22 protein-coding genes and 1 pseudogene are annotated in these 23,826 nt (G+C 69.0%); 12 read left to right on the top strand and 11 right to left on the bottom strand.

All coding sequences use genetic code 11. The annotated features are described in order from the left end of the window. Positions 1-14: 14 nt before the first annotated feature. The 6 genes from purM to ACFSVL_RS13140 form a co-directional block, all read right to left on the bottom strand. Entirely contained in the window at positions 15-1,085 is a 1,071-nt protein-coding gene (gene purM, locus ACFSVL_RS13165) for a phosphoribosylformylglycinamidine cyclo-ligase (RefSeq protein WP_378303826.1), read from the bottom strand. Positions 1,086-1,116: 31 nt separating this feature from the next. After that, on the bottom strand, positions 1,117-2,667 hold the full coding sequence (purF, locus tag ACFSVL_RS13160) for an amidophosphoribosyltransferase (RefSeq protein ID WP_378303824.1): 1,551 nt from the start codon (positions 2,665-2,667) through the stop codon (positions 1,117-1,119). Positions 2,668-3,238: 571 nt separating this feature from the next. After that, the gene (locus tag ACFSVL_RS13155) at positions 3,239-3,625 is read right to left on the bottom strand and encodes a hypothetical protein (RefSeq protein WP_378303822.1); all 387 of its coding nucleotides are present in this window, start codon (positions 3,623-3,625) and stop codon (positions 3,239-3,241) included. Then, on the bottom strand, positions 3,612-3,851 hold the full coding sequence (locus ACFSVL_RS13150; protein WP_020664000.1) for a DUF397 domain-containing protein: 240 nt from the start codon (positions 3,849-3,851) through the stop codon (positions 3,612-3,614). Before ACFSVL_RS13150 ends, ACFSVL_RS13155 begins: the two co-directional genes overlap by 14 nt. Before the next feature lie 491 nt (positions 3,852-4,342). Then, positions 4,343-5,221 carry a helix-turn-helix domain-containing protein gene (locus ACFSVL_RS13145; protein WP_378303821.1) on the bottom strand — a complete coding sequence of 293 codons (879 nt, stop codon included), beginning with the start codon at positions 5,219-5,221 and terminating at the stop codon, positions 4,343-4,345. 167 nt (positions 5,222-5,388) lie between these two features. Then, positions 5,389-5,769, bottom strand: a complete 381-nt coding sequence (locus ACFSVL_RS13140) for a sterol carrier family protein (protein WP_378303819.1) — start codon at positions 5,767-5,769, stop codon at positions 5,389-5,391. Between the two features lie 59 nt (positions 5,770-5,828). Between ACFSVL_RS13140 and ACFSVL_RS13135 the strand changes: the two genes are divergently transcribed. Together ACFSVL_RS13135 and ACFSVL_RS13130 are read left to right on the top strand one after the other, a co-directional pair. Next, positions 5,829-6,482, top strand: a complete 654-nt coding sequence (locus ACFSVL_RS13135; protein ID WP_378303818.1) for a type VII secretion system-associated protein — start codon at positions 5,829-5,831, stop codon at positions 6,480-6,482. Between the two features lie 101 nt (positions 6,483-6,583). Then, positions 6,584-7,390 carry a lysozyme gene (locus ACFSVL_RS13130; RefSeq protein WP_378303816.1) on the top strand — a complete coding sequence of 269 codons (807 nt, stop codon included), beginning with the start codon at positions 6,584-6,586 and terminating at the stop codon, positions 7,388-7,390. A gap of 46 nt (positions 7,391-7,436) precedes the next feature. Here the strand turns inward: ACFSVL_RS13130 and ACFSVL_RS13125 are convergent, their stop codons facing one another. Beyond that, positions 7,437-7,571 carry a hypothetical protein gene (locus tag ACFSVL_RS13125; RefSeq protein WP_378303814.1) on the bottom strand — a complete coding sequence of 45 codons (135 nt, stop codon included), beginning with the start codon at positions 7,569-7,571 and terminating at the stop codon, positions 7,437-7,439. On the opposite strand from ACFSVL_RS13125, the gene ACFSVL_RS13120 reads away from it, so the two are divergent. The 3 genes from ACFSVL_RS13120 to ACFSVL_RS13110 all read left to right on the top strand — a co-directional run bounded on the left by ACFSVL_RS13120 (position 7,564) and on the right by ACFSVL_RS13110 (position 10,417). Beyond that, on the top strand, positions 7,564-8,454 hold the full coding sequence (locus ACFSVL_RS13120; protein ID WP_378303812.1) for a lysozyme: 891 nt from the start codon (positions 7,564-7,566) through the stop codon (positions 8,452-8,454). The genes ACFSVL_RS13125 and ACFSVL_RS13120 overlap by 8 nt on opposite strands. Before the next feature lie 186 nt (positions 8,455-8,640). Continuing rightward, entirely contained in the window at positions 8,641-9,471 is an 831-nt protein-coding gene (locus tag ACFSVL_RS13115) for a hypothetical protein (protein WP_378303810.1), read from the top strand. 4 nt (positions 9,472-9,475) lie between these two features. Beyond that, complete coding sequence (locus ACFSVL_RS13110) at positions 9,476-10,417, top strand: pentapeptide repeat-containing protein (protein ID WP_378303808.1); 942 nt, start codon at positions 9,476-9,478, stop codon at positions 10,415-10,417. A 40-nt stretch (positions 10,418-10,457) separates the two neighbouring features. Here ACFSVL_RS13110 and purL read toward each other — a convergent pair whose 3' ends face one another. Further along, on the bottom strand, positions 10,458-12,740 hold the full coding sequence (gene purL / locus ACFSVL_RS13105; protein ID WP_378303806.1) for a phosphoribosylformylglycinamidine synthase subunit PurL: 2,283 nt from the start codon (positions 12,738-12,740) through the stop codon (positions 10,458-10,460). Positions 12,741-12,872: 132 nt separating this feature from the next. Between purL and ACFSVL_RS13100 the strand changes: the two genes are divergently transcribed. The 4 genes from ACFSVL_RS13100 (at position 12,873) to ACFSVL_RS13085 (ending at position 18,251) form a co-directional block, all read left to right on the top strand. After that, complete coding sequence (locus ACFSVL_RS13100) at positions 12,873-14,507, top strand: ABC transporter ATP-binding protein (protein ID WP_378303804.1); 1,635 nt, start codon at positions 12,873-12,875, stop codon at positions 14,505-14,507. Next, positions 14,504-16,246 carry an ABC transporter ATP-binding protein gene (locus tag ACFSVL_RS13095; RefSeq protein ID WP_378303802.1) on the top strand — a complete coding sequence of 581 codons (1,743 nt, stop codon included), beginning with the start codon at positions 14,504-14,506 and terminating at the stop codon, positions 16,244-16,246. The genes ACFSVL_RS13100 and ACFSVL_RS13095 overlap by 4 nt, the downstream gene beginning before the upstream one ends. A gap of 107 nt (positions 16,247-16,353) precedes the next feature. Continuing rightward, the gene (locus ACFSVL_RS13090; RefSeq protein ID WP_378303800.1) at positions 16,354-17,652 is read left to right on the top strand and encodes an outer membrane protein assembly factor BamB family protein; all 1,299 of its coding nucleotides are present in this window, start codon (positions 16,354-16,356) and stop codon (positions 17,650-17,652) included. Between the two features lie 179 nt (positions 17,653-17,831). Continuing rightward, the gene (locus ACFSVL_RS13085) at positions 17,832-18,251 is read left to right on the top strand and encodes a pyridoxamine 5'-phosphate oxidase family protein (RefSeq protein WP_378303798.1); all 420 of its coding nucleotides are present in this window, start codon (positions 17,832-17,834) and stop codon (positions 18,249-18,251) included. 63 nt (positions 18,252-18,314) lie between these two features. On the opposite strand, the gene purQ is transcribed toward ACFSVL_RS13085, so the two are convergent. Continuing rightward, on the bottom strand, positions 18,315-18,992 hold the full coding sequence (gene purQ / locus ACFSVL_RS13080; RefSeq protein WP_378303796.1) for a phosphoribosylformylglycinamidine synthase subunit PurQ: 678 nt from the start codon (positions 18,990-18,992) through the stop codon (positions 18,315-18,317). Next, positions 18,989-19,228 carry a phosphoribosylformylglycinamidine synthase subunit PurS gene (gene purS, locus ACFSVL_RS13075; protein ID WP_037808692.1) on the bottom strand — a complete coding sequence of 80 codons (240 nt, stop codon included), beginning with the start codon at positions 19,226-19,228 and terminating at the stop codon, positions 18,989-18,991. The genes purQ and purS overlap by 4 nt, the downstream gene beginning before the upstream one ends. A gap of 93 nt (positions 19,229-19,321) precedes the next feature. On the opposite strand from purS, the gene ACFSVL_RS13070 reads away from it, so the two are divergent. The 3 genes and pseudogenes from ACFSVL_RS13070 to ACFSVL_RS13060 all read left to right on the top strand — a co-directional run. Further along, positions 19,322-20,224, top strand: coding sequence for a hypothetical protein (locus ACFSVL_RS13070; protein WP_378303794.1), 903 nt, complete (start codon positions 19,322-19,324; stop codon positions 20,222-20,224). Between the two features lie 82 nt (positions 20,225-20,306). Next, positions 20,307-21,887, top strand: coding sequence for a GMC family oxidoreductase (locus ACFSVL_RS13065; RefSeq protein WP_378303792.1), 1,581 nt, complete (start codon positions 20,307-20,309; stop codon positions 21,885-21,887). Further along, positions 21,884-22,387, top strand: a pseudogene (locus ACFSVL_RS13060) (class I SAM-dependent methyltransferase); the annotation flags it as partial. The gene ACFSVL_RS13065 and the pseudogene ACFSVL_RS13060, both read left to right, overlap by 4 nt. Before the next feature lie 20 nt (positions 22,388-22,407). Here the strand turns inward: ACFSVL_RS13060 and ACFSVL_RS13055 are convergent. After that, the gene (locus ACFSVL_RS13055) at positions 22,408-23,820 is read right to left on the bottom strand and encodes a glycosyltransferase 87 family protein (protein ID WP_378303790.1); all 1,413 of its coding nucleotides are present in this window, start codon (positions 23,818-23,820) and stop codon (positions 22,408-22,410) included. Positions 23,821-23,826 lie beyond the last annotated feature (6 nt).

Here is a 23,826-nt window from a genome sequence, read left to right as displayed (position 1 = left end):
AGAGCAAGCGGCTTTCAGAACCGCGGGTGGTCGCCCGACAGCACCGCGCGCGGGCCGTCCGGGTCTTCCGCGGGCTGGACGTCACCGAGGATCCACGCGGGCACGTGCCGCGCGGTGAGGACCGCCAGCGCCCGGTCGACGTCCTCGGCGGACACGATCGCGACCATGCCGACGCCCATGTTGAACGTCTTCTCCAGCTCCGCGCGCTCGACCTTGCCGCGCTGCCCGATCAGGGCGAACACCGGAGCCGGCGTCCATGTGCCGCGTTCGAGCTTCGCGACCAGACCGCGCGGCATCACGCGCGCGAGGTTCGCTTCGAGGCCGCCGCCGGTGATGTGCGCGAACGTGCGCACCTCGGTCTCGGCGACCAGCGCGAGGCAGTCCTTCGCGTAGATCTTGGTGGGTTCGAGCAGCTCCTCGCCGAGGGTGCGGCCGAACTCCTCGACGTGCCCGTCCAGCGGCATCCGCGCGATGTCGAGCAGCACGTGCCGGGCCAGCGAGTAGCCGTTGGAGTGCAGGCCGGACGAGCCCATGGCCAGCACGACGTCACCAGGGCGGACCTTCTCCGGCGACAGCAGCGCGGATGCCTCGACCGCGCCGACGCCAGTGGCCGACAGGTCGTAGTCGTGCTCGCCCATCAGGCCCGGGTGCTCGGCCGTCTCGCCGCCGAGCAGCGCGCAGCCCGCCTGGACACAGCCCTCGGCGATCCCGCCGACCAGCGCCGCGATCTTCTCCGGCACCACCTTGCCGACCGCGATGTAGTCCTGCAGGAACAGCGGCTCGGCCCCGGTCACGACGAGGTCGTCGACGACCATCGCGACCAGGTCGATGCCGACCGTGTCGTGCTTGTCGAGCGCCTGCGCGACCGCGATTTTGGTGCCGACGCCGTCGGTGGACGACGCGAGGATCGGCTCTTTCCACTTGTCGAGCTTCAGCGAGAAGAGCCCGGCGAAACCGCCGACCCCGCCGCGCACCTCGGGCCTGGTGGCGCGCTCGGCGTGTGGCTTGAGCAGCTCAACGGCCTGGTCACCGGCGTCGATGCTGACACCGGCGGCTGCGTACGTGGCGCTCGTGGACTCGCTCACGGAAGCGGACTCCCTACTGGACATGCTTGGTTCACGGACGCCGGACGGCGTCTTCGGCACCGTACCCGGCCGCGCTGACGGGAGTCGCCGCGCCACCGGCCGCGTCCATGCTTTCGAGCAGGTGCTTGCCGATGAGCGCGTCCTCGGGCAGCGGAATCGGGTACTCGCCGGAGAAGCAGGCCGTGCACAGCCGCGACTTCGGCTGTTCCGACGCCGCGACCAGGCCGTCCAGCGAAATGTAGCCGAGCGAATCGGCCCCGATCGAGCGGCGGATGCCGTCCAGGTCGACGCCGTTGGCAACGAGTTCCGCACGCGAGGCGAAGTCGATGCCGTAGAAGCACGGCCACCGCACCGGCGGCGACGCGATCCGCACGTGCACCTCGAGCGCACCGGCCTCGCGCAGCATCCGCACGAGCGCGCGCTGGGTGTTGCCGCGGACGATCGAGTCGTCCACCACCACCAGGCGCTTGCCGCGGATGACGTCGCGCAGCGGGTTCAGCTTCAGCCGGATGCCGAGCTGCCGGATCGTCTGCGACGGCTGGATGAAGGTGCGCCCGACGTAGGCGTTCTTGACCAGACCGGTGCCGTACGGCAGGCCGGAGCCCTGCGCGTACCCGATCGCGGCCGGGGTGCCGGACTCCGGCACCGGCATCACGAGATCGGCGTCGACCGGATGCTCGACAGCCAGCTTGCGGCCGATCTCGACGCGCGTGGCGTGCACGCTGCGGCCGGCGATCGACGTGTCCGGACGGGCGAGGTAGACGTACTCGAAGACGCAGCCCTTGGGCTCCGGGTTCGCGAACCGCGACGAACGCAGCCCCTCGGCGTCGATGGCGATCAGCTCGCCCGGCTCGACCTCGCGCACGAACGACGCGCCGCAGATGTCGAGCGCGGCGGTCTCGCTCGCCACGACCCAGCCGCGCTCCAGCCGCCCGAGCACCAGCGGGTGCACGCCGTGCGGGTCGCGGGCCGCGTACAGGGTGTTCTCGTCGGCGAAGACCAGGCAGAACGCGCCCTTGAGGGTCGGCAGCAGCTCCAGCGCGGCGGCCTCGATGCCCTTGTCCGCGGCGTTCGCGGCGAGCAGTCCGCAGACGAGGTCGGAGTCGCTGGAGGACCCGGTGAGCCCGGCGTGCGGCTTCAGCCCGGCCTCGACCGTGCGGTCCCGCAGCTCGGCGGTGTTGACCAGGTTGCCGTTGTGCGCGAAGGACAGGCCGCTGCCGGTGGCCGTGGTGCGGAAGATCGGCTGGGCGTTCTCCCAGATCGTGGCTCCGGTCGTGGAGTACCGGCAGTGCCCGACGGCGATGTGCCCCTGCAGCGACTGCAGGACCTGCTCGTCGAAGACCTGGCTGACGAGGCCGAGGTCCTTGAAGACGACGATCTGCGAGCCGTCCGAGACGGAAATGCCCGCTGCCTCCTGCCCGCGGTGCTGCAGGGCGTAGAGGCCGTAGTAGGTGAGCTTGGCGACTTCTTCCCCGGGAGCCCAGACGCCGAAGACGCCGCACTCCTCACGGGGTTCCGGTTCGGGTTGATCTTCGGGTCGATCTTCGGGCTGAGCAGGACTGGCGGAGGGGTCGGAAACCACCGGGAAGCTCCCAGGAAGACGCGGGCGGGCCGACTCCAAGTGTAAGGGCTGGACCGCGGGGGTCACCGGTCTGTGGCGTGGTTCTGACCACTACGGGGGAGGTTTTGGTGAGCGGTGCTCTCTGTTGGGAGCGGGGGTCTTGGGTTGGGTCCGTTGGGCGGCCGTTGCGGTGGGGCACCCCGAAGCCTGATTGTGCTGACGGTTCGGTGGTGCTTGTCAAGGCGGGAAAGATGCCTTGACAAGCACCACCGAACCGCAGGGAGGCTTCGTATCGGGGTGCAGGGCCGGATCTGGGTGCCCGGGTGGGTTGGGCGCGTGGGTGCCGGTTGGGCTGGTGGGTCGTGAAGGACTCCTTGAGGGAATCTAAGTCCTGGAAGGAGCCCTTCACGGACGGTTGGCGGTCGTGAGGGGAACCCTGGGGGAATCAGGGGCTGTGAAGGTGGCCCTCACGGACGCTGCGCAGGCAACGGGGGCGGCAGAAATGAGCCAGGCCCCGCACGAAATGGATTGGGCCACTTCGTGCGGAGCCTGAAATCGGGGAGCGCCTCGGGGGAGGCGCTGGTGGAGCGGGTCAGCGAGCGGCTAGCCACTTCGAGCGGCCGCCTCGGCCGGGGACCCAGCAGCCGTTCGCGGGGGCGGCGGCGGCTGGTTGCCGATCGGGCAGCGCGAGTACTTCGCCCAACACCTCGCTTGCCTCGCCGCGTGCGCGCCACAGCGTCGACGCGGGGGCGAAGATGTTCTGCTCGCTGCCGGGGAGGCGGCTTGCCTCCACGTCGTCCTCGGCGTTGAGCCGGACGACGTCGACCACGTTGTCGTGGACTCGGACTCCGACCACGGCCTGCACCTCGCCGGCTCCGTCCGTCGGGTGGACGAACTGGTAGCCGCGCTCAATCAGCTGTTGCAGGCCCTGCTCGATGTCGAAGCCGGATCCGACGACGTCTGTCTCAGCCGAGGACATCGTCGAATTCGCCGTCCTTCGCGCCGGCCAGGAAGGCCGCCATCTCCGCACGCGTGTAGACGAGCGCCGGACCCTCCGGGAAACGGGAGTTCCGCATCGCGATCTCGCCCGAGGTCAGCGGGGCCACCTCTACACAGTTGCCCACCGCACCGCTGTAGCTCGCCTTGCGCCACTGCGCGCCGGTCAGCCGGTCGGCCGGAATACCGTTCTCGAACCGTTCAGCCATGATGCCACCTTCCAGAAGGACGATGAAAAGCTCAGGAATCTGCACGTGCATCTGCCTGCGACTTCGACGCTAGCACGCGCGCATGCAGCGGTAAATGCACGTGCAGAATTTTCTGCAAATTTCTCACTGCGTGACGACACGGTTCAGTAGAAGTTCCCGGATAGGTGATTCGAGCACTACCCGAACGGGGTAATTATTACCTTCGGTCACTATATTGGCATCCTGATAACGCAGTGCGTTCGTGAGTCGCCGCCGACGGGCGCAGCGGGTGAATGTCGGACACTTACCGTGATGGCCGGCGAGGCACCGGGAAGGCCACGAACCGGGTCAGCGGAAAGGGGTTTCCGGAGATATGCACGCTCGGTGATGGGAATCGGGCGGGCGTGTTCCCTATTCGGTTACTCGTCGCTCGGACGGTCGGGCGGGAATTCTCGGTGCGGGGAAATTCGCAGGCGAGCGGAGTGCGCCGGCGGGGAGGGACAGAGCCTCGCTCAGATGTCTGCCTTGTACTTGGCGATCAGCGAACGGCTTCGTTCCGGGGTCTCCGCGTCGACGGCGAGCAGGTCCAGCGCGCGGCCGTACTTCTCGATCTCGTCGCGCTTGTCCAGGTAGTGCGCGCCGGTCAGGTACTCGACGTAGACGATGTTCGGCAGTTCCGCCTCCGCGAAGCGCAGCAGCGAGAACGCGTGCTCCGCCGACAGACCGCTGCGGCAGAACGGCAGGATCTGCACCGACACGTGCGGCAGGGTCGTGACCTCGAGCAGGTACTCCAGCTGCTGCTTGAACACCTTCGGCCCGCCGATCGGCCGGTGCAGCACCGATTCGTCGAGCACCGCCCAGATCCGCGGCGCGTCGGGGCGGGCCAGCATCTTCTGCCGCCGCATGCGCAGCGCGACCAGCTGGTCCACGCGCTCGTCGGCCATTTCCGGACGGCCGTGGCTGAAGATCGCTCGTGCGTACGGCTCGATCTGCAGCAGGCCGGACACGAACAGCGGCTCCCAGATCTGGATCCGCGACGCCGCTTCCTCAAGTCCGACGAGGTCGGTGAACCACGCGGGCACCGTTTCCCCGAACTTGCGCCACCAGCCCGCTTCGTTGGACTGCTTGACCATGTCGAGGAAGGCTTTGCGCTCTTCCTCGTCGGAGACGCCGTACATGGTGAGCAGGTCGGCGACGTCGCGTTCCTTGAAGCCGACGCGGCCGAGTTCCAGCCGGGAGATCTTGGATTCCGAGCCGCGGATGTTGTAGCCCGCTTGCTGACGCGTGATCCCGGCTTCCTCGCGCAGTCGGCGAAGCTGGGAGCCGAGGATCATGCGGCGCGCTGTCGGGCCGAGGCTCTGCTCGCCGGCGGACACGCCTACCGCGTTCATGACCAGGGCCCTTCCATCGCCGCTCGTTCGTCCCGGGGAATCGAAATCGACTACCCAAAGTACACGCAAGGCACTGCCCCGGACAGCGTGGCACAGCCTCGGCTCAGGGGATTCTACGGAGTGTGTGCCTCAGATGACACTCCTGAGAGAACAATCGCGGCGGAAATTCAGATCCGCACGACCGGGAGCCAGTGCGCGAGGTCCGCGCGGCTGCCGGAGGCGGTTACCCGGGCGTCGCGGAGCGCGTCGTCCCAGTCCAGAAGGCCGGTGGCCAGTTCGAGCCACGTCCGCGCGTCGGTCTCGACGACGTTCGGCGGCGTGCCCCGGGTGTGCCGCGGGCCTTCGATGCACTGCACCGCGGCGTAGGGCGGTACCCGGACCTCGACGGTGTGCCCGGGAGCGTCTTGGGCGAGGGTGCGCAGAGTCGCGCGCACCGCGGCGGCCAGCTCGGGACGCGCCGGATCCGGTCCGGCACCACGCAACCAGTCCGAAACGGCCAGCACCGCCGCCCGTAACTGAGCGGGATCGACCGAACGCGAAGAGGCCATGCGACAACAGTAGAGTGGCCGCGGACGGACTTTCAGGCACCCGGCACCGAGGGACGGCGATGGCGCAGCGGGACGAGGCAGATCGGATGGTTTCCCGGACCCCGGCGGGCAAACGCGCGCGCCGGAACGCGTATCCCCGCCGCGGTCCGCAGGGAAAACCTGAGATCACTCCCGAGATGCGGGCCAACGCGCGGACCAACCCGAACAGCTGGCTGTATGTCATCGACGAGGCCTTCGACGCTCGTGGGCCGGTGCCGTCGTGGGCGGTCGTCGGCGCGTATCCGGTGAACGGCACGGGCGAGGTCGTCGAGGACTTCCATCCCAACGACCGTTACCGGCCCTCGCCGAAGGCGCTCGGTTTTCCCGAGCCGCGCAACGAACTCGAGCGGCTGCTGCAGATGGTCCGGACCGAGCACCGGCCCGCCGAAGACCTGCCGCGCGTCATCCTCGACTCGACGCTGCTGGTGTACGCCCTGTCCCCGGTGCAGCGCACGGTCATCGGCTTCCACAACACCGACGGCCGCGTGATGGTCCCGGCGTACACGGCGAAGTCGTTGGTACCGCGCGAATGGCCGCACGCCCGCGCGGTACTCGGCCGCGACATCGTCGGGCTGCTCGCCGGGCATCCGCTCGCGATCAACCCGCACGACCTGATCACCGCGGTGGTGCCCGCCGAGCACCTGATGAAGGCGCTGGCCGAAGAACGCCGCTGACCTGGGCAGACCACTCTGCCGAGTGATCATGATTCGCCGAAATCCCGCGACCGGGGCATCGTGACGCAGTAGGAGTACACGCGTCCGGTGAGGAGCCCTGGGTGAAGCGTCGTCTGCTGCTGCGCTGGAGCGCGGTTCTCTTCGCCGGGGTCACCGGCACGTCCTTGTGCGCGACGGCGGAGGCGGCGCCGAGCTACGCCGGGGCCGAGGACAACTACGCCGGTTCGCAAGTCGCGAAGCACGAAGGCGTGCTGGGATCGCCGAACATCTCGTACACGACGGAAGACCAGTACCTCGGGCACGACGTCAGCGGACACCAGGGCCCGGTCGACTGGCCGGCCGCGGCGCGAACGGGCGCGAAATTCGTGTATGTGAAAGCGACCGAGGGCACCGGGTTCGTCAGCGGGCAGTTCGCCCAGCAGTACAACGGTTCCTACCAAGCCGGGATCGTCCGCGGGGCCTATCACTTCGCGCGCCCGGACGTGTCCGACGGGGCCGCGCAGGGCCGCTACTTCCTCTCCCACGGCGGCGGCTGGTCGGCCGACGGCAAGACTCTTCCCGGCGCACTCGACATGGAATACAACCCCTACGGCGAAACGTGTTACGGCAAGGACGCGAACGGGATGGTCGCGTGGATCCGCGCGTTCTCCGACACCTATCGCGCCCGCACCGGACGGCTGCCGACGATCTATACCTCGACCAGTTGGTGGAAACGCTGCACCGGAAACAACCCTTCTTTCGGAGGGAATCCACTCTGGATCGCGCGCTACAACTCCTTCATCGGCGAACTGCCCGCGGGCTGGGGACAGCACGCCATCTGGCAGTTCTCGAACAGCGGGACACTGCCGGGAGACCAGAACTGGCTCAACGGAACCCAAGCGGCGCTACGCAATCTGGCATTCGGGTGAACATTCGTGACGTTGTCACGAATTAGTCATCACCGCCCGATGAAAATCACCCACTCGCCCATTCATCTTCACGGAACTTGATGACAAACGCCGATTCGTCCTCAAGAATCTCCCCCGTGGCGGCTACCTGCACATAGCCGCCCTCCGCGAGGGTATCTGTGAAGGGATCGACGATGTCCACTTCCCGAAGAGGACGGCGTATCACGCTGCTGTCCGCACTCACCGTCCCTGTAGTAGCGCTCCTGCTCGGCGCTTCGACAGAGGCGATGGCCGCCCCGGCGGCTTCCCCGCTTTCCACGCGGGAGATCAACGCCGTCAACGCCGACATCCAGGCGAACAACCACGCCATGGGGTCGCAGATCCGGCGCGTCGAGGGGGATCAGTCCACCCCCGAGACGATCAAGGCCGCGCAACAGCCGCAGCCCGCGTACGCGCTTCCGAACCAGGTGGCCGCGACCGTCGCGGGCATGGACGTCGCCAGCTATCAGGGCAACGTCAACTGGGCCAGCTGGTGGAGCCAGGGCAAGCGATTCGTCTGGACCAAGGCGACCGAGAGCACGAACTACACGAACCCGTACTTCGCCCAGCAGTACAACGGTTCCTACAACCAGGGATTCATCCGGGGCGCCTACCACTTCGCCACCCCGAACACCTCCAGCGGCGCGGCGCAGGCGACCTACTTCGTCGCGCACGGCGGTGGCTGGTCGAAGGACGGCAAGACCCTGCCCGGCGCGCTGGACATGGAGTACAACCCCTACGGCGCGACCTGTTACGGACTGAGCAAGGCGTCGATGACGGCGTGGATCAAGGACTTCCACGACACCTATCACGCCAAGACGGGCCGCTGGCCGGTGATTTACACGTCGACGAGCTGGTGGAACCAGTGCGTCAGCGGCGATTTCTCCAGCACCGCTCCGCTGTGGGTCGCGCGGTACGCGTCCTCCCCCGGAACGCTGCCGTACAACTGGGGCGTCTACACCGTGTGGCAGTACACCTCGAGCCCGCTGGACCAGGACACGTTCAACGGCGCCTACGACCGGCTGCAGGCACTCGCCAACGGCTGACCTGACGGGCGCGCACAGACGCGGCTCCCGGTTCTCCCCTCCTCCTGCCGGGCGGGGCGGCCGGGAGCCGCTTTTGTGCACGGTCTGCCCGCCTTGCACAATGCAGACCTGGGGCGGAGACGGAACCGCCTGAGCCGGCGGGGCGTCAGACCGCGGCGCGAGTCGGTGCAGCAGGAAGGCGGAACCATGACTTACCCACCGCAGCCCGGACAGGGCGGGGACCCCTACGGCCAGGGCTGGCAGCAGCCCGGCTCCGGCGGGGTGCCGCAGCAGCCGGGGTGGGACCCCAACCAGGCCCAGCCGCAGCAGGGCTGGGACCCGAACGCCCAGGCCCAGCCGCAGCCAGGGTGGGACCCGAACGCTCAGCAGCAGCAGTACCCGGGGTATCAGCAGCAGCCCTACGGCGGTACCCAGCAGTTCCCGCAGCAGGGCTGGGACCAGCAGGGGCAATACCCGGGCGGACCGGGCGGACCGGGCGGCCAGCCGCCGAAGGGCAACAAGACCGGGCTGTGGATCGGCATCGCCGTCGCGGTCGTCGTGGTGGTCGCGCTGGGCATCACCGGGTTCGTCGCGCCGGGATTCTTCCTGAGCAAGGACGACAAGGGCACCACGCAGGCGCAGCCGCCCGCACCGGCTCCGTCGCAGTCTTCGGACGCGCCGATGCCGAGCGACTCGTCGTCGCCGTCCACTGATTCGAGCGAGGACCCTGGCTCCGGCGGGGCCTCGGGCGAGGCGAAGCAGGTCATCGACAACTTCCTCGCGAAGCTCAACGCCAAGGACGCCGCGGGTGCCACCGCGCTGGCCTGCCAGGGCACCGAGAGCATGTCGAAGCGCAGCATCGACGAGACCACCGGCGGCGACCCGCAGCTCTCGCTGGGCAAGGTCACCCAGGGCAGCGCCACGACGAGCGCCCGGGTCACCGGCTCGCTGTCGGGCAAGGACGCCAGCGGCACGATGGTCATCATGAAGCGCGGCGGCAACTACTGCGTGGGGCTTTACCTGATCCTGGCCTTCTGAGCCAGTGCGCTCGCCGCTGCTGTGGACGTTGATCGCGTCCGCGGTACTGCTGTGCGGGGTCGGTGGCTGGCTGCTCACCGACCCCGCGACGAGCCGCAGCGAAGCGCTCAAAACCGCCGGTCTCGCCGGTGGCGCGGTGGTCGCGCTGTACGCGTTGTGGCTCAACGACCGCCGCCGCCGCGTCGAGGAGGCGCGGCAGACGATCGAGCAGCAGCGGCACGACGTCGACCGCGAGCGGATCTCCGACGAGCGGTTCGCGAAGTCGGTGGAATTGCTCGGGCACGAGGCCGATCAGGTGCGGGTGGGGGCGTTGCACGCGCTGGCCGGGCTGGCGCGCACGCGGCCGGAGTATCGGCAGACCGTGCTGGACGTGCTGTGTTCTTATCTGCGGCGGCCGTTCACGCATGGCCGCTACGGCGGTTCCCGGCACGATGGCACGCCGGAAGAGGAGCGTGAGCTGCAGGTGCGGCTCACCGCGCAGCGGCTGATCCGGGATCTGCTGCCGCCGTCCGATGTGGACGGACCGGGTCCCGACCTTGATCTGACCGGCGCGGTGCTGGAGTATTTCGATCTTTCCCACCGCCGGATCGGCGGGCTGCTGCTGCGGCACGCTTCGCTGTACAGCAGCACGAACCTCAGCGGCTGCGTCTTCACCGGGCAGGCCTACTTCACCGCCGCGGGCACCGGGCCTGGTCGGCTGGTGGGCGTTTTCCGTTGCCGCAACACGGCTTTCCTCGACCGGGCTTGGTTTTCCGGTACCGAGTTCTCGGAGTGGGCCACCTTTTCCGACACCACCTTCGCCGGACGGACCACCTTCAAGGGGGCGAAGTTCGCGAAGGACGTCATGTTCGACGGGGCGAGCTTCGCCGATTCCGCCGAGGTGCAGCTGCCGGAGGGCTGGCAGCTGGAACCGGGGTATGGCGGCTACACAGCGGTGCGCTCGTGAGTGCCTACGCCGGTTAGAACCGGCGTAGGCACTCACGACTTCAGTCGAACAACGCCGGAAGCGTCTTCTCCCAGGTCTCGCGCAGTTCCTCGACGGTGAACTCCGTGACGCCCTGGATCTCCAGCGTTCCGGAATCCGGGTCGACGACGCCGGTCTTGCGCCACGGCAGGCCGCGCGCGGTGCACATCTCGGTGAACCGCAGCTCCTCGGTGCGCGGGACCGCCACCAGCACGCGGCCGGACGACTCCGAGAACAGCTGAACGAACGGGTCCTGGTCGCGGTCGAGGAACACCCGCGCCCCGAACTGTCCAATCAGGACAGTTTCGGTGAGCGCCTGCGCCAGCCCGCCGTCGGCGAGGTCGTGCGCGGCGGAGATCATGCCGTCGCGCGAACCGGCCACCAGCACGTCGGCCAGCAGCTTTTCGCGGGCAAGGTCCACCCGGGGCGGAACGCCGCCGAGGTGGCCGTGCAGCTCGCGGGCCCAGGCCGAACCGTCCAGCTCGTCGTGGGTGTCGCCGAGCAGCAGCAGGGTCTCGCCCGCTTCCGCGCCGATGCCGGTCGGGATGCGGCGGGTGACGTCGTCGATCACGCCGAGCACCGCGATGACCGGGGTCGGCAGGATCGCCGTGTCGCCGGTCTGGTTGAAGAAGCTGACGTTGCCGCCGGTGACCGGGATGCCCAGCTCGACGCACGCGTCGGCGAGACCGTGCACGGCCTGCTCGAACTGCCACATCACGCCCGGGTCGGTCGGGGCTCCGAAGTTGAGGCAGTCGGACACCGCGACCGGGGTCGCGCCGCCGGTGGCGACGTTCCGGTACGCCTCGGCCAGCGCGAGCTGCGCGCCGCGGTACGGGTCGAGGTAGACGAACTTCGCGTTGCAGTCGGTGGCCACCGAGACGCCCCGGTTGCTCTCCTCGTCGATCCGGATCATGCCCGAGTCGGACGGCTGGGACAGCACCGAATTGCCACGCACGTAGCGGTCGTACTGCGCGGTCACCCATTCCTTCGACGCCTGGTTGGGCGACGCGATGAGCTTCAGGAAGTCCGCGCGCAGTTCCTCGGGCGTCGACGGACGCGGCAGCTTCGCGGAGGTGTCGGCGATCAGGCCGTCCTGGAACGCGGGGCGCTCGATCGGGCGGTCGTACACCGGGCCCTGGTGCGCGACGGTGTGCGCGGGCACGTCGACCACGATCTCGTCGTTCCAGGTGATCACGAGGTGCTCGCCGTCGGTGACCTCGCCGATGTCGGTGGCGATGACGTCCCACTTGGCGCAGACCGCCATGAACGCCTCGACGTTCTCCGGCGAGACGACCGCGCACATGCGCTCCTGCGACTCGCTGGACAGCACCTCGGCGGGCGTCATTCCGGTGGCGCGCAACGGAACCCGGTCGAGGTAGATGTGCATGCCGCCGTCGCCGGCCGCGGCCAGCTCGGACGTCGCGCAGGAGAGCCCGGCCCCGCCGAGGTCCTGGATGCCGACGACCAGGTTCTCCCGGAACAGGTCGAGACAGCACTCGATGAGCACCTTCTCGGTGAACGGGTCGCCGACCTGGACGCTGGGCAGCTTGCGCCGGCCCGCCGCGGATTCGTCGCCGGAGAAGGTGTCGCTGGCGAGCACGGACACGCCGCCGATGCCGTCGAGGCCGGTGCGCGCTCCGAACAGGATGATCTTGTTGCCGGAGCCGGACGCGAACGCCAGGTGCAGGTCCTCGGTGCGCATCGCGCCGACGCACAGCGCGTTGACCAGCGGGTTGCCCGCATACGACGGGTCGAAGACCAGCTCGCCGCCGATGTTCGGCAGGCCGAGGCAGTTGCCGTAGCCGCCGACGCCGGCGACCACGCCGGGCAGCACGCGCTTGGTGTCCGGCGCGTCGGCCGGGCCGAAGCGCAGCGCGTCCTGCACCGCGAGCGGCCGCGCGCCCATCGCCATGATGTCGCGCACGATGCCGCCGACTCCGGTGGCCGCGCCCTGATACGGCTCCACATAGGACGGATGGTTGTGGCTTTCCACCTTGAAGGTGACCGCCCAGCCGTCGCCGATGTCGACGACGCCCGCGTTCTCGCCGATGCCGGCCAGCATCTTGGCCTTCATCTCGTCGGTGGCGGTCTCGCCGAAGTAGCGCAGGTGCTTCTTCGACGACTTGTAGGAGCAGTGCTCGCTCCACATCACCGAGTACATCGCGAGTTCGGCGTCGGTGGGCCGGCGGCCGAGGATTTCCCGGATCCGCGCGTACTCGTCTTCGGCGAGGCCGAGTTCGACGTACGGCTGGCTCGTTTCCGGGGTCGCCGCGGCCACTGCGGTGGTGTCAACTGTGCTGGTCACGGTATCCGTGTCAGGGTTCGCCACACCGCCAAGACTACGTGTCGGCCGGGTCACACCCGCAGCCGCCCAGGCTGGTCGCGCGGGGATAAATCAGTCGCGCTGGACAGTCCCGGCGGCTTAGCGTCAGTGATCGTGCTTTCCGCCACGTATCCCTTTCCCGACATCCGGCTGCCGGAACGGCCGACCGCCGTTCGGTACCTGCTGGCGGTCCTGCGCGCGCGGCCGTGGCTCGTCCTCGGCGCGGCGGTCACCGGGGCGGGCTGGTCGCTGCCGAGCGCCCTGCTGCCGCTGGTGATCGGCCGCGGCGTCGACGCGATCGCGAACGGCGACACCTCCGCGCTCTGGCGCTGGGCGCTGGTCGCGGGAGTGCTCGGCGTGGTGCAGGCGCTGCTCGGCACCGGGCTGCACTTCGCCGCATACGGCATGTGGCTTCACGGCGCGGGCACCACGCAACGCCTGGTCACCGACCACACCACCCGGCTCGGGGCGAGCCTGCGCGAAGCGGCCAGCACCGGCAACGTCGTCGCGGTCACCTCGTCGGACATGAACTGGATCGGCAACGCGTTCGAGGTCATCGGCCGCACGGTCGGGTCGATCGTGGCCTTCGTGGTCATCGGGATCGCGATGCTCGGCACGTCGCCGTTGCTGGGAACGGTCGCGCTCGTCGGCGTCCCGCTCGCGGTGCTCGGCATCGGGCCGCTGCTCGCGCCGCTGCAGAAACGCAAAACCGTGCAGCGGGAGAATCTGAGCGACGTGAACGCGCTCGGCGCGGACATCGTGTCCGGGCTGCGGATCCTGCGCGGAGTCGGCGGCGAACGGCGGTTCCTGCGCCGGTTTCACGACGCCAGCCAGCTGGTGCGCCGGTCCGGCGTCGAGGTCGGGCGCAGCGAATCGTGGCTGGCCGCGGCGGAGGTGCTGCTGCCCGGACTGGTGACGGTGGCGATCACCTGGCTGGGCGCGCGGCTCGCGCTCGACGGCACGATCGGTATCGGCGAGCTGGTGGCGTTCTACGGCGTTTCCGCGTTCCTGGTGGTGCCGGTGGCCACGGCGACCGAGCAGGTCAGCGCGCTCAGTTCGGGCGTGGTCGCGGCGCGCAAGGTGTGCGGGCTGCTCTCGCTGCGGCCTCGGCTGGCCGAGCCGGAGTCGCCGCGGCCGCTGCCGGACGGGCCGCTGGAACTGGTGGACACGACCAGCGGCATCCGCGTCGAACCGGGCAAGCTGACGGTGGTCGACCTCGGTGCCGAAGCGGAGGCGATCGCCGAGCGGATGGCCCGGTTCGCCGATCCGGACGAGGACGAGAAGGTGCTGGTCGGCGGCGTTCCGGCGGATCAGGTCGCGCTCGCCGAACTGCGGACCCGCGTGGTGTACGCGCACAACCAGGACATCTGGTTCTCCGGTGTGCTGCGCGACCAGCTCGCGCCGGCGCGGCCGGGCGACGTCGACATCTTCGCGGCGCTGCACGCGGCGGACGCCGAGGACATCGTCGAAGCGTTGCCGCGCGGGGTCGACGAGCTGATCGGCGAGCGCGGCCGCGAGGTGTCCGGTGGCCAGCGACAGCGGCTGAGCCTGGCCCGAGCGCTGGCGACCGACGCCGACGTGCTGCTGCTGGACGAGCCGACCTCGGCCGTCGACGCGCACACCGAGGCCCGGATCACCCAGCGGGCCAAGGAATTGCGGAACGGAAAGACCACGGTGGTGTTCAGTCAGAGTCCACTGTGGAGGAACGTGGCGGACGAGATCGTGAGCGCGAAGGCGGTGACGGTATGACGACGCGGCTCCCGCTCGCGTCGAGGCGCGAGGTCCGGCAATGGGTGCGGCGCACGGCCGCGGAGCACCGGCGCGAGTTTTCCGTGATGCTCAGCCTGTTCTTCCTGGCCACGCTGATCGGGCTGGCCGGGCCGCAGCTGCTCGGCCTGCTGGTGGACGGCGTGGTCGGCCACGGCACGACGGTGCGAGTCGACCTGCTCGCGGCGGCGTTCGTGGTGGTCCTCGTGCTGCAGGCGTGGGCGAAAAAGGCGGCCCGGCTGCGCGGTCGGGTCTTCGGCGAACGGGTGCTGGCGGAGAACCGCGAACGGTTCGTCAAGAACGCCCTCGACCTGCCGCTGGGCACGGTCGAGGCGGCCGGAACCGGCGACCTGCTGAGCCGCGCGACCAGCGACGTCAGCAGGCTGGACCACGCGGTGCGGTTCGCCGCGCCGGAAATCCTGATCGCCACCGTCACCGTGCTGCTGACGACGATCGCGATGATCGTGACGTCGCCGCTGCTCGCGCTCGCTCTGCTGGTGGCCGTTCCGCTGCTGGTTTCGGTGAACGTCTGGTACCAGCGGCGGATTCCGAAGGCGTTCGCGTGGATGCTCGACCGGTGGGGCGACCTGCAGTCGGTCACCCACGAGACAGTGGAGGGCGCGCGGACCGCGGAGGCGCTGAGCCTCACCGAGCGGCGGCTGCGCACCGGGCATCACGCGCTCGACCAGGCGGTGCTCGGCGAGCGCCGGATGCGGTCGTATCAGCTGCGCTGGCTGCCGTCGCTGGAGATCAGCTACGTGCTGCCGATCGCGGCGCTGCTGCTGCTCGGGCTGTTCGCCTACCAGCAGGGCTGGGCCGGGCTCGGCACGATCACCACGATGCTGGCGTACGCACAGGCGATGACCACACCGCTCAACGAGGCGCTGTTCTGGCTGGAAGACCTGCAGGTCGCGATGGCCGCGGCGCGCCGGATCCTCGGCGTGCAGTCGACCGAAACGGCCGAAAAGGTCACCGACGTGCCGCGCGGGCGCGACATCGAGGTGCGCGACGTCCGGTTCGGCTACACGGCGGACCGCGAGGTGCTGCACGGCATCGACCTGAGCGTGCCGAGAGGCGAACGGCTGGCGATCGTCGGGCCGTCGGGGGCGGGCAAGTCGACGCTGGGCAGGCTGCTGGCCGGGATCTCGGCACCGACGGCGGGTTCGATCCAGGTCGGCGGCACCGAGGTGTCGACGCTCGCGGACGACGTGCTGCGCGGCGAGGTGCTGCTGCTGACGCAGGAGCACCACACGTTCTCCGGCACGCTGCGGGAAAACCTGGCGCTGCCCGCCCGGCGCGGCGGCGGGGACTGGACCGACGAGGAACTGACGGCCGCGCTCGCGTCCGCCGGTGCGGCGGAATGGGCGGCCGGGCTGCCGGACGGGCTGGACACGAAGCTCGGTTCGGGCGCGTACTCGGTGCCGGCCGGTCTCGCGCAGCAGCTTGCGCTGGCCAGGGTCGTCCTGGCCGATCCGCACACGCTGGTGCTGGACGAGGCGACGTCGCTGCTGGACACCGGTTCGGCGCGGGAGCTGGAACGGTCGCTGAACGCGGTGCTCGAAGGCCGCACGGTGATCGCGATCGCGCACCGGCTGCACACGGCCGCGGCGGCGGACCGGGTCGCGGTGGTCGAGGGCGGCCGGATCACCGAGCTTGGGCCGCACCAGGACCTGATCGCGGCGGGCGGTCCGTACTCGCGGCTGGTGGAGGCGGCGAGCTGAAGCGCGATTCCCGGATGACAAATCTGGCGCGGTGAAAGCCGTGCGGGAACTTTGGGGGAATCAGATTTCCCCAAATACACTACCCGTATCGAAAGGGGGAGCGGGTAGTGACTGACAAAAAGGGTGGCCGGCGGGCCCTCCTCGCAAGCTCGGCATTTCTGGCAGCCGTGGTGATCGCGGCGATCGTGGTGCCGCTCGCGCTCAACAGCGGCAAGGTGCCCGGCCACGCGATCGCGGTGTCCCAGTCAGGTCCGTGGCAGTGGGGATCGGACCGGATCCCGCCGTACGAGAACGGCATCGATTCCTGGATCGTGGGCGACGATCTGGTGCTGGTGAACGACACCTATGCGGTCGCGTACGCGCGGAGCGACGGCAAGGAACGCTGGAGGATCCCCTCCCCCTCCGGCCATTTCTGCGGGGCGAGCACCTCTGTCGTCGATAACCACATCGCCGTCGGCTATGGGGATCTCTGCTCGAGCGCGGCCGTACTGGATGTCAACGCGGGAAAGCTGATGTGGCAGCGGGCGATGCCCATCACCTCGTCGGGAAGCCCGTCGGAGGCGAAACTCGACGAGCACGCAGTGCTGGAGATCGTCGGCGGTTCGGTCGTGGTCGTGCACTACCAGCAGCTGCTCGGGCTGGACGCGGCCACCGGTGCCGTCCGCTGGTCCGAGGTCACGCCACCGACCGACGAGAAGGTGTACTCGAACTGCATCCCGTCGGACGGGATGCGGCGGAGCGCGGACTTCGTACTGCTGTCCCACTGCAGCGCCAAGGACTCCGGCAACAACCTGTACGTCGCCGTCGCCGTCGATCCCGCGACCGGAAAAACCAAGCAGCACAACGAGTTCGTTAAGAGCACGTCCTACCTCACGATGGCGTGGGTGAGCACGTCGCCGCTGGTCGCCTACCTCAGCGATGCGTCGAAAGGGCTGTACGAGACTCTCGACGACTCGCTCGAACCGGTTTCCACCATCGAGGCCGGAGACGCGTTGAACGGCTTCATGGGCGACGACGGATTCGGCTACAGCCTGAGCGGGATTTCCAACGGCACGTCACATCGACGTTCGCGAGCACTCGTCACAGGCACCACGATGATCGCGCTGACAAGCCCGCAGAAGCCCAACCGCCTCGCCGCATTCGACCTCCGCACCGGTGCCAAACGCTGGGAAGCCCCGGCACCCGGCGGCGGCATTGTCGCGGCACCGCTCGCGGTGGAGGGCGGGCAGGTGATCGCCGTGGTCTCCGCCGGCCAGGACAGTCCTGATCAGCGCATCGTCAAGTTCGCACTGGACACCGGAGCAGTGACACCCGTACGCACGGTCTCGCTCACGGGTTCCGGCGATCGCCGCTTGACCGGTGTCTTCTGCCTCGGCTTCGCCGAGGCGTGCGGGATCGCCTTTTAGCCGGCGTCTGGGTGAGCAGCGCACTCGGCCCGGGGGGCCGAGCACGCTGCTCCCCCAGACGTCGGCGCGATCCCGCGTTGTGGTTCCGATTGGTTAAAGAGCCTGGGCGGAATGTCTGGCTGGGAGTCGGCGTTGGTCACGAGCGGATCCTGATCTTCCTAGCCTGGGGGTGACGCCGGATGGCGGTCATGACTGTGGACGAACGAGAGAAGTTCCTCGCCGAGAAGCGCGTGGGCGTGCTGTCGATCGGGCGGGACGGTGCGGCTCCGCTCGCCGTGCCGGTTTGGTACGACTACGAGCCCGGCGGCGAACTGCTGATCTGGATGGACCGCGGATCGGCGAAGGACCGCGCGATCGAGGCGTCCGGCAAGCTGAGCCTCACGGTGCAGCAGGAAACGCAGCCGTACAAGTACGTCACGGTGTCCGGTCCGGTCGTGGACCGGTCCGCGGCGCCGACCGAGGAGCAGGCGCTCGCCATCGCTTCGCGGTACGCGCCCGAGGCCGAGGCGCGCAAGTTCGTCGAGGGCTCGCTCACGGAGAACTCGGTGCTGGTGCGGGTGCGCACCGAGCGCTGGCTCTCCAGCGACCACAGCAAGTAAAAGCCGTGAGGGGAACCCTGAGGGAATCTGATTCCCCCAGGGTTCCCCTCACGGACGTTTGGGTCAGGCCTTCACGAGCGCGTCGACCGCGCTGTAGAACATGCCGAGGCCGTCGTCGGACGGACCGGTGAGCGCGTCGATCGCGTGCTCCGGGTGCGGCATGAGACCGACCACGCGGCCGTTCTCGCTGGTGACGCCCGCGATGTCGTTGCGGGAGCCGTTCGGGTTGCCGCCGACGTAGCGGAACGCCACCCGGCCTTCCGCCTCCAGCATGTCCACAGTGGACTGGTCGGCGACGTAGCAGCCGTCGTTGTTCTTGAGCGGGATCAGGATTTCCGCACCGGCCTCGTAGCGCGAGGTCCACGCGGTGGTGTGGTTGTCCACGCGCAGCCACTGGTCGCGGCACACGAAGTGCAGGCCGACGTTGCGGATCATCGCGCCGGGAAGCAAGCCGGCTTCGCACAGGATCTGGAAGCCGTTGCAGATGCCGAGCACCGGCATGCCCTTGTGCGCGGCGTCGATGACCGAGGTCATCACCGGCGCGTAGCGGGCGATCACGCCGGCCCGCAGGTAGTCGCCGTAGGAGAAACCGCCCGGGACGACGACCGCGTCGACGCCCTTCAGGTCGTCGTCGGCGTGCCAGAGCGAGACGGCCTCGGCGTCGGCGTAGCGGACCGCGCGGGCGGCGTCGCCGTCGTCGAGCGTGCCGGGGAAGGTGATGACGCCGATGCGGGCGCTCACGCCTCCACCCGCCGGATCGTCCACTGCTCGATCACCGGGTTGGCGAGGAAGCCCTCGGCCATCTTGGCCAGCGTCTCGTCATCGACGTCGTCGTCGACCTCGAGTTCGAAGTGCCGCCCCTGGCGCACGTCGGCGACCCCGGAGAAGCCCAGCCGCGGCAGCGCGCGCGCCACCGCCTGGCCCTGCGGGTCGAGGATCTCGGGTTTGGGCATGACGTCGACAACGACTCGAGCCACGGCTGGCTGCTCCTTATTTCTGCAGGTCGTGGGTGCGGTTGAAGCGTACTTCACTAGCCTGATCGGCAGACAGACCGGTATCGAGGGGGAGACATGAACCACCCGCCGCAAGGCCCGTACTCGCAGCAGGGTCCCTATCCGCCGCGCGGGCCGCAGCCTGGGCAGTTCCCGCAGCAGTATCCGCCGCAGGGACAGCCGCAGTTCGGGCCGCCTCAGTTCGGCCAGTTCCCGCCGCCGCCGAAGAAGAAGTCGAAGGCCGGGCTGTGGATCTCGCTCGGCGCGGCGGTCGTGGTGCTCGGCGGCGCGGTCGCGTTCACCGGCTGGGTGACGCCGGGTTTCTTCAAGGAGAAGCTGGACACGACGTCGCAGGGCACGCCGGAGCAGGTGGCCCAGTCGGTCGCCAACTCGATCACCGAGCAGACCGGGCTGGATCAGCTGTGGTGCAAGATCCGGTCGAAGCGGTCCTACACCGCCGACGAGTTCTTCCGGAACGCGAAGGACGAGGCGAAGATCAGCAATCCGGTGCATCCGACCGGCCAGCAGGAACGCGCGGCCACGATCACCGCGGGCAGCCTGACCTACGGCATCGCGATCATCCCGGACGGCAAGGGCTGGTGCGTACGCGACGCCAAGGCGGACGGCGAACCGGCTGCGCTGGCCAGCCTGTCGACCGATCCGAAGCCGCGGCCGCAGGTGAAGGACGGCACGGACGCCGCGACCAAGTTCATCGAGGCGGTCAACGCGCGGGACATCCCGGCGGCGCTGTCGGTGATGTGCCGGGACGCGCCGGACACCACCCGCAGCGGCACCCAGCAGTGGATCTACGGCGAAACCAAGCTCACTCCGCGCAAGACCGACGTGCTGACCACCGCGGGGCGGACCATCGTGCATCTCGACACCAAAGTGGACGGCGTGACCGGCGAGGGCCGGGTCGAGACCGACGACGATGACCCGGACGGCGCGTGCGTCACCACTTTCGATGCCACTTCTGACTGATCGGTTTTCCGGGGACTTGCGCGTAGCGTGACCTGCGCCATGATGTGTCGTTGACAGGGTGTCAACACCACCGGGAGGCAGCGTGCCAGAGCAGGACTCCTTCGACTACGTGATCGTCGGCGCGGGCAGCGCGGGCTGCGTGCTGGCGAACCGGCTGAGCGAGGACCCGTCCGCGCGGGTGCTCCTGCTGGAGGCGGGCGGCGAGGACACCGCGGACGAGGTCCGGATCCCGGCGGCGTTCGCGTCGCTGTTCAAGACGAAGTGGGATTGGAACTACGAAACCGTCGAGCAGAAGCACACCGGCAAGACGGCGTACTGGCCGCGCGGCCGGATGCTCGGCGGCTGCTCGTCGATCAACGCGATGATCTACATCCGCGGCAACCGCGCCGACTACGACGGCTGGCGCGATGCGCACGGAGCCACCGGCTGGGGCTGGGACGACGTGCTGCCGTACTTCAAGCGCGCCGAGGGCAACCAGCGCTTCGGCGGCCCGCTGCACGGCACGGACGGCCCGCTGCACGTCGAGGACCGGCGGTTCACGCACGAGCTGTCGCACGCGTGGGTGGACAGCGCCGTGTCGTGGGGACTCAAGCACACCGACGACTTCAACGGCGAGTCGCAGGAGGGGGCCGGGCTCTACCAGGTCACCTGCAAACGCGGCCGCCGCTGGTCCACGGCGGACGCGTACCTGCGGCCCGCCTTATCGCGGCCGAACCTGACGGTGCGGACGAACGCGCAGGTCAGCCGGGTGGTCTTCGAAGGCACCCGAGCGGTCGGAGTGTCGTATCTGGACAAAGGCGTGCCGACGACGGTCCGGGCGAACGCCGAGGTGCTGCTGTCCGGCGGCGCGATCAACTCGCCGCAGCTGCTGATGCTGTCCGGCGTCGGACCGGCCGAGCATCTGCGCGAACTGGGCATCGACGTGGTCGCCGCGCTGCCCGGCGTCGGCGACAACCTGCACGACCACCCGGCGGTCGGCGTGATCTGGTCGACGAAGGGCACGACCGACATCGCGGACTCGGCGACGCCGGCCGGGCTGATGCGCTACCAGCTGACCAAACGCGGTCCGCTGGCGTCGAACATCGGCGAGGCGGGCGCGTTCTACTCGACGCGAGACGGGCTTGCCGCGCCGGACATGCAGGTCCACGTGGCCCCGACGTTGTTCTACGACAACGGAATGCGCGAACCGACCTGCCCCGGCTTCACGTCCGCGGCGACCCTGGTCGACGTCGCGAGCCGCGGCCGACTCCGGCTGAAGTCGGCGAATCCGTTGTGGAAGCCGGAAATCGACCCGGCTTACTACGCGGAGTCGATCGATCTGGAGTCGGTGAAGTCGGCACTGCGCTCACTGATCGAGATCGGCCGTTCGGGCCCGCTGGCGAAGTTCCTGGATCGGCCGTTCCTGCCAGCGACGCATGAACTGTCGGACGAGGCGCTCACCGAGCACGTCCGGGAGAACACGCAGACGCTTTACCACCCGGTCGGCACGTGCGCGATGGGCAGCGGCGAGCACGCGGTGGTGGATCCAGACCTGACGGTACGCGGGGTTTCGGGGCTGCGGGTGGTGGATGCTTCGGTGATGCCGGTGGTGCCGCGCGGGAACACGAACGCGCCGACGATCATGGTGGCGGAGAAGGCTGCGGACCTGATCCGGGCTCGATGAACGCACTGTCAACCTGGCAGGATCTCCTCGCCGCCTGGGTGATTCCGGACACCGTGCATCCGCCGGAATCGCCGTGGGTCCTGCCGCGCGAGGTGTTTCTGCGGCGGGCCGACCGGCAGATCGCCGATCCGATCGGGGCGACGCATCGGTTGGCCGCCGAGGCCTTGCGGGAACCGGGCACGGTCCTCGACATCGGCGCGGCAGCCGGGGCGGCGAGCCTGCCCCTGGTCGGCCGGTCGGCGGTCACCTCAGTGACTGCGCTCGACGCCGACGACGAGTTGCTCGCCGCGTTCGCCGAGCGGGTTTCGGGCGTTGAGCATCGGCTGTTGCTAGGCCGGTGGCCCGATCTCGCCTCGGAGGCTGGCGTGGCGGATGTCGTGGTGTGCGGGAATGTGGTTTACAACGTCCCCGACCTGGCCCCGTTCGCCGCGGCGCTCACGGCGGCGGCTCGGCGGCTAGTGGTGGTCGAGCTGGCCGCGCGGCATCCGTTGACCGAGCTTAATCCGCTGTGGCAACGGTTTCACGGCATTGAACGACCGGCCGGGCCGACTGCCGAGGATTGTATCGCGGCGCTTTCGGAAGCGGGGATCGAGCCGGAAGTCGTGGCGTGGCGACGGCCGCCGGAGCCGGAGTACGCGGAGTTCGCGACGCTGGTGGACGTTGTCCGGCGGCGGTTGTGCTTGCCGTTGTCCGCGGCGGCGGACGTCGAGCGGGCGTTGCTGGAGACGGGCGTGGATCCGGACGTGCCACCAGATCTCGGGTCGTCTGGGCGGGAGCTGGTGACTTTGGCTTGGCCTGGCACGAATAGCTGACTGGCGAGGAAGCCCAGGGCGAGAATGAGGTAGGAGTCGCCGACGAGGTGCTGCCACGGTTTCCACGCGAGTTCCCGCATTCCGCTGGAAGGCACAAGAGTGTGCGGCCCGACAATGAAGACCGTGGCACCTGCGATCAACGCAGCGGCGGCGTAGGGAGCGCGGGCCCGGGCGGCGAGGACGAGCACGGCGGGCACGATCCAAACCCAGTGGTGCGACCAGGAAATCGGTGACAGGACCAGCACGGCCGCCGCGTTGACGACGAAGGCGAGCGGGCCGTCGACGCGGCGCATCACGAGTACCGCAGTGACCAGCACGAACGCGGACAGGGCCAGCCACCACAGGTCGTAAGTGTGGGGCAGCAGGGCGAGCCGGTTGAGAGCGCCTTGGATGGTCTGGTTGGTCGCGTAGGGCGCGCCGCTGAAGCCGCCGGCACCGGTGAGGCCGCCGCCGAAGAAGTACTGGGCGGACGCGTGCGGGGCGATCAGGAAGCCGAGCAATGTGGCTCCGGCACCGGTGACCAGCGCGTTGCGGACGGCCCGGAAATCCTTAGCGAGCAAGAAGAACAGCAGGAAACCGGCGGGGGTCACCTTGATCGCGGCTGCGAGGCCGACGAGTACGCCGCGTGGCAAGCGCGTGGTCGGCGCCAGGCAATCGACCGCGACCAGTGCCATCAGGACGAGGTTGATCTGTCCAAAAGAGAGGGTCGCGCGCACGGGCTCGAAGGCAAACGCCACAACGGTGAGTGCACACGCAGTCACCGTTGCGGTGCGGCGGTTCCAGCTCGGCCACAGGCGACGGACGACGACGTACAGGACGACCCAGAGCGACGCGACGGAGACGAGATCGAGCAAAACGGACGCGACGGACAAGGGCGGAAGTGCCAAGGCAGAGAACAGAATCGCGGCGAACGGCGGGTAGATGAACGGCAGCATGGAACCCGCCGTGGTGGCGGGAAGTGCGCCGTAGAGGTCGCCGCCGTGGAGTACGGCGTCCGCGCCGAAGCGGTAGACCTGCAGGTCAACCGGAGTGAAGCTGCTGACGATGACCGCGAGGCCCGCTGCCGCGAGGAAGGCCAGCACCGAGGCGGGGACCTGCCCGGCTTTTCCTTGCCACCACATACGAAG

The sequence above is a fragment of the Amycolatopsis silviterrae genome, from assembly GCF_042684085.1.
Taxonomy (GTDB): Bacteria; Actinomycetota; Actinomycetes; order Mycobacteriales; family Pseudonocardiaceae; genus Amycolatopsis; species Amycolatopsis silviterrae.
Note: the sequence above shows the minus strand (reverse complement) of the source record. Positions and strands in the feature narration are given on the sequence as shown.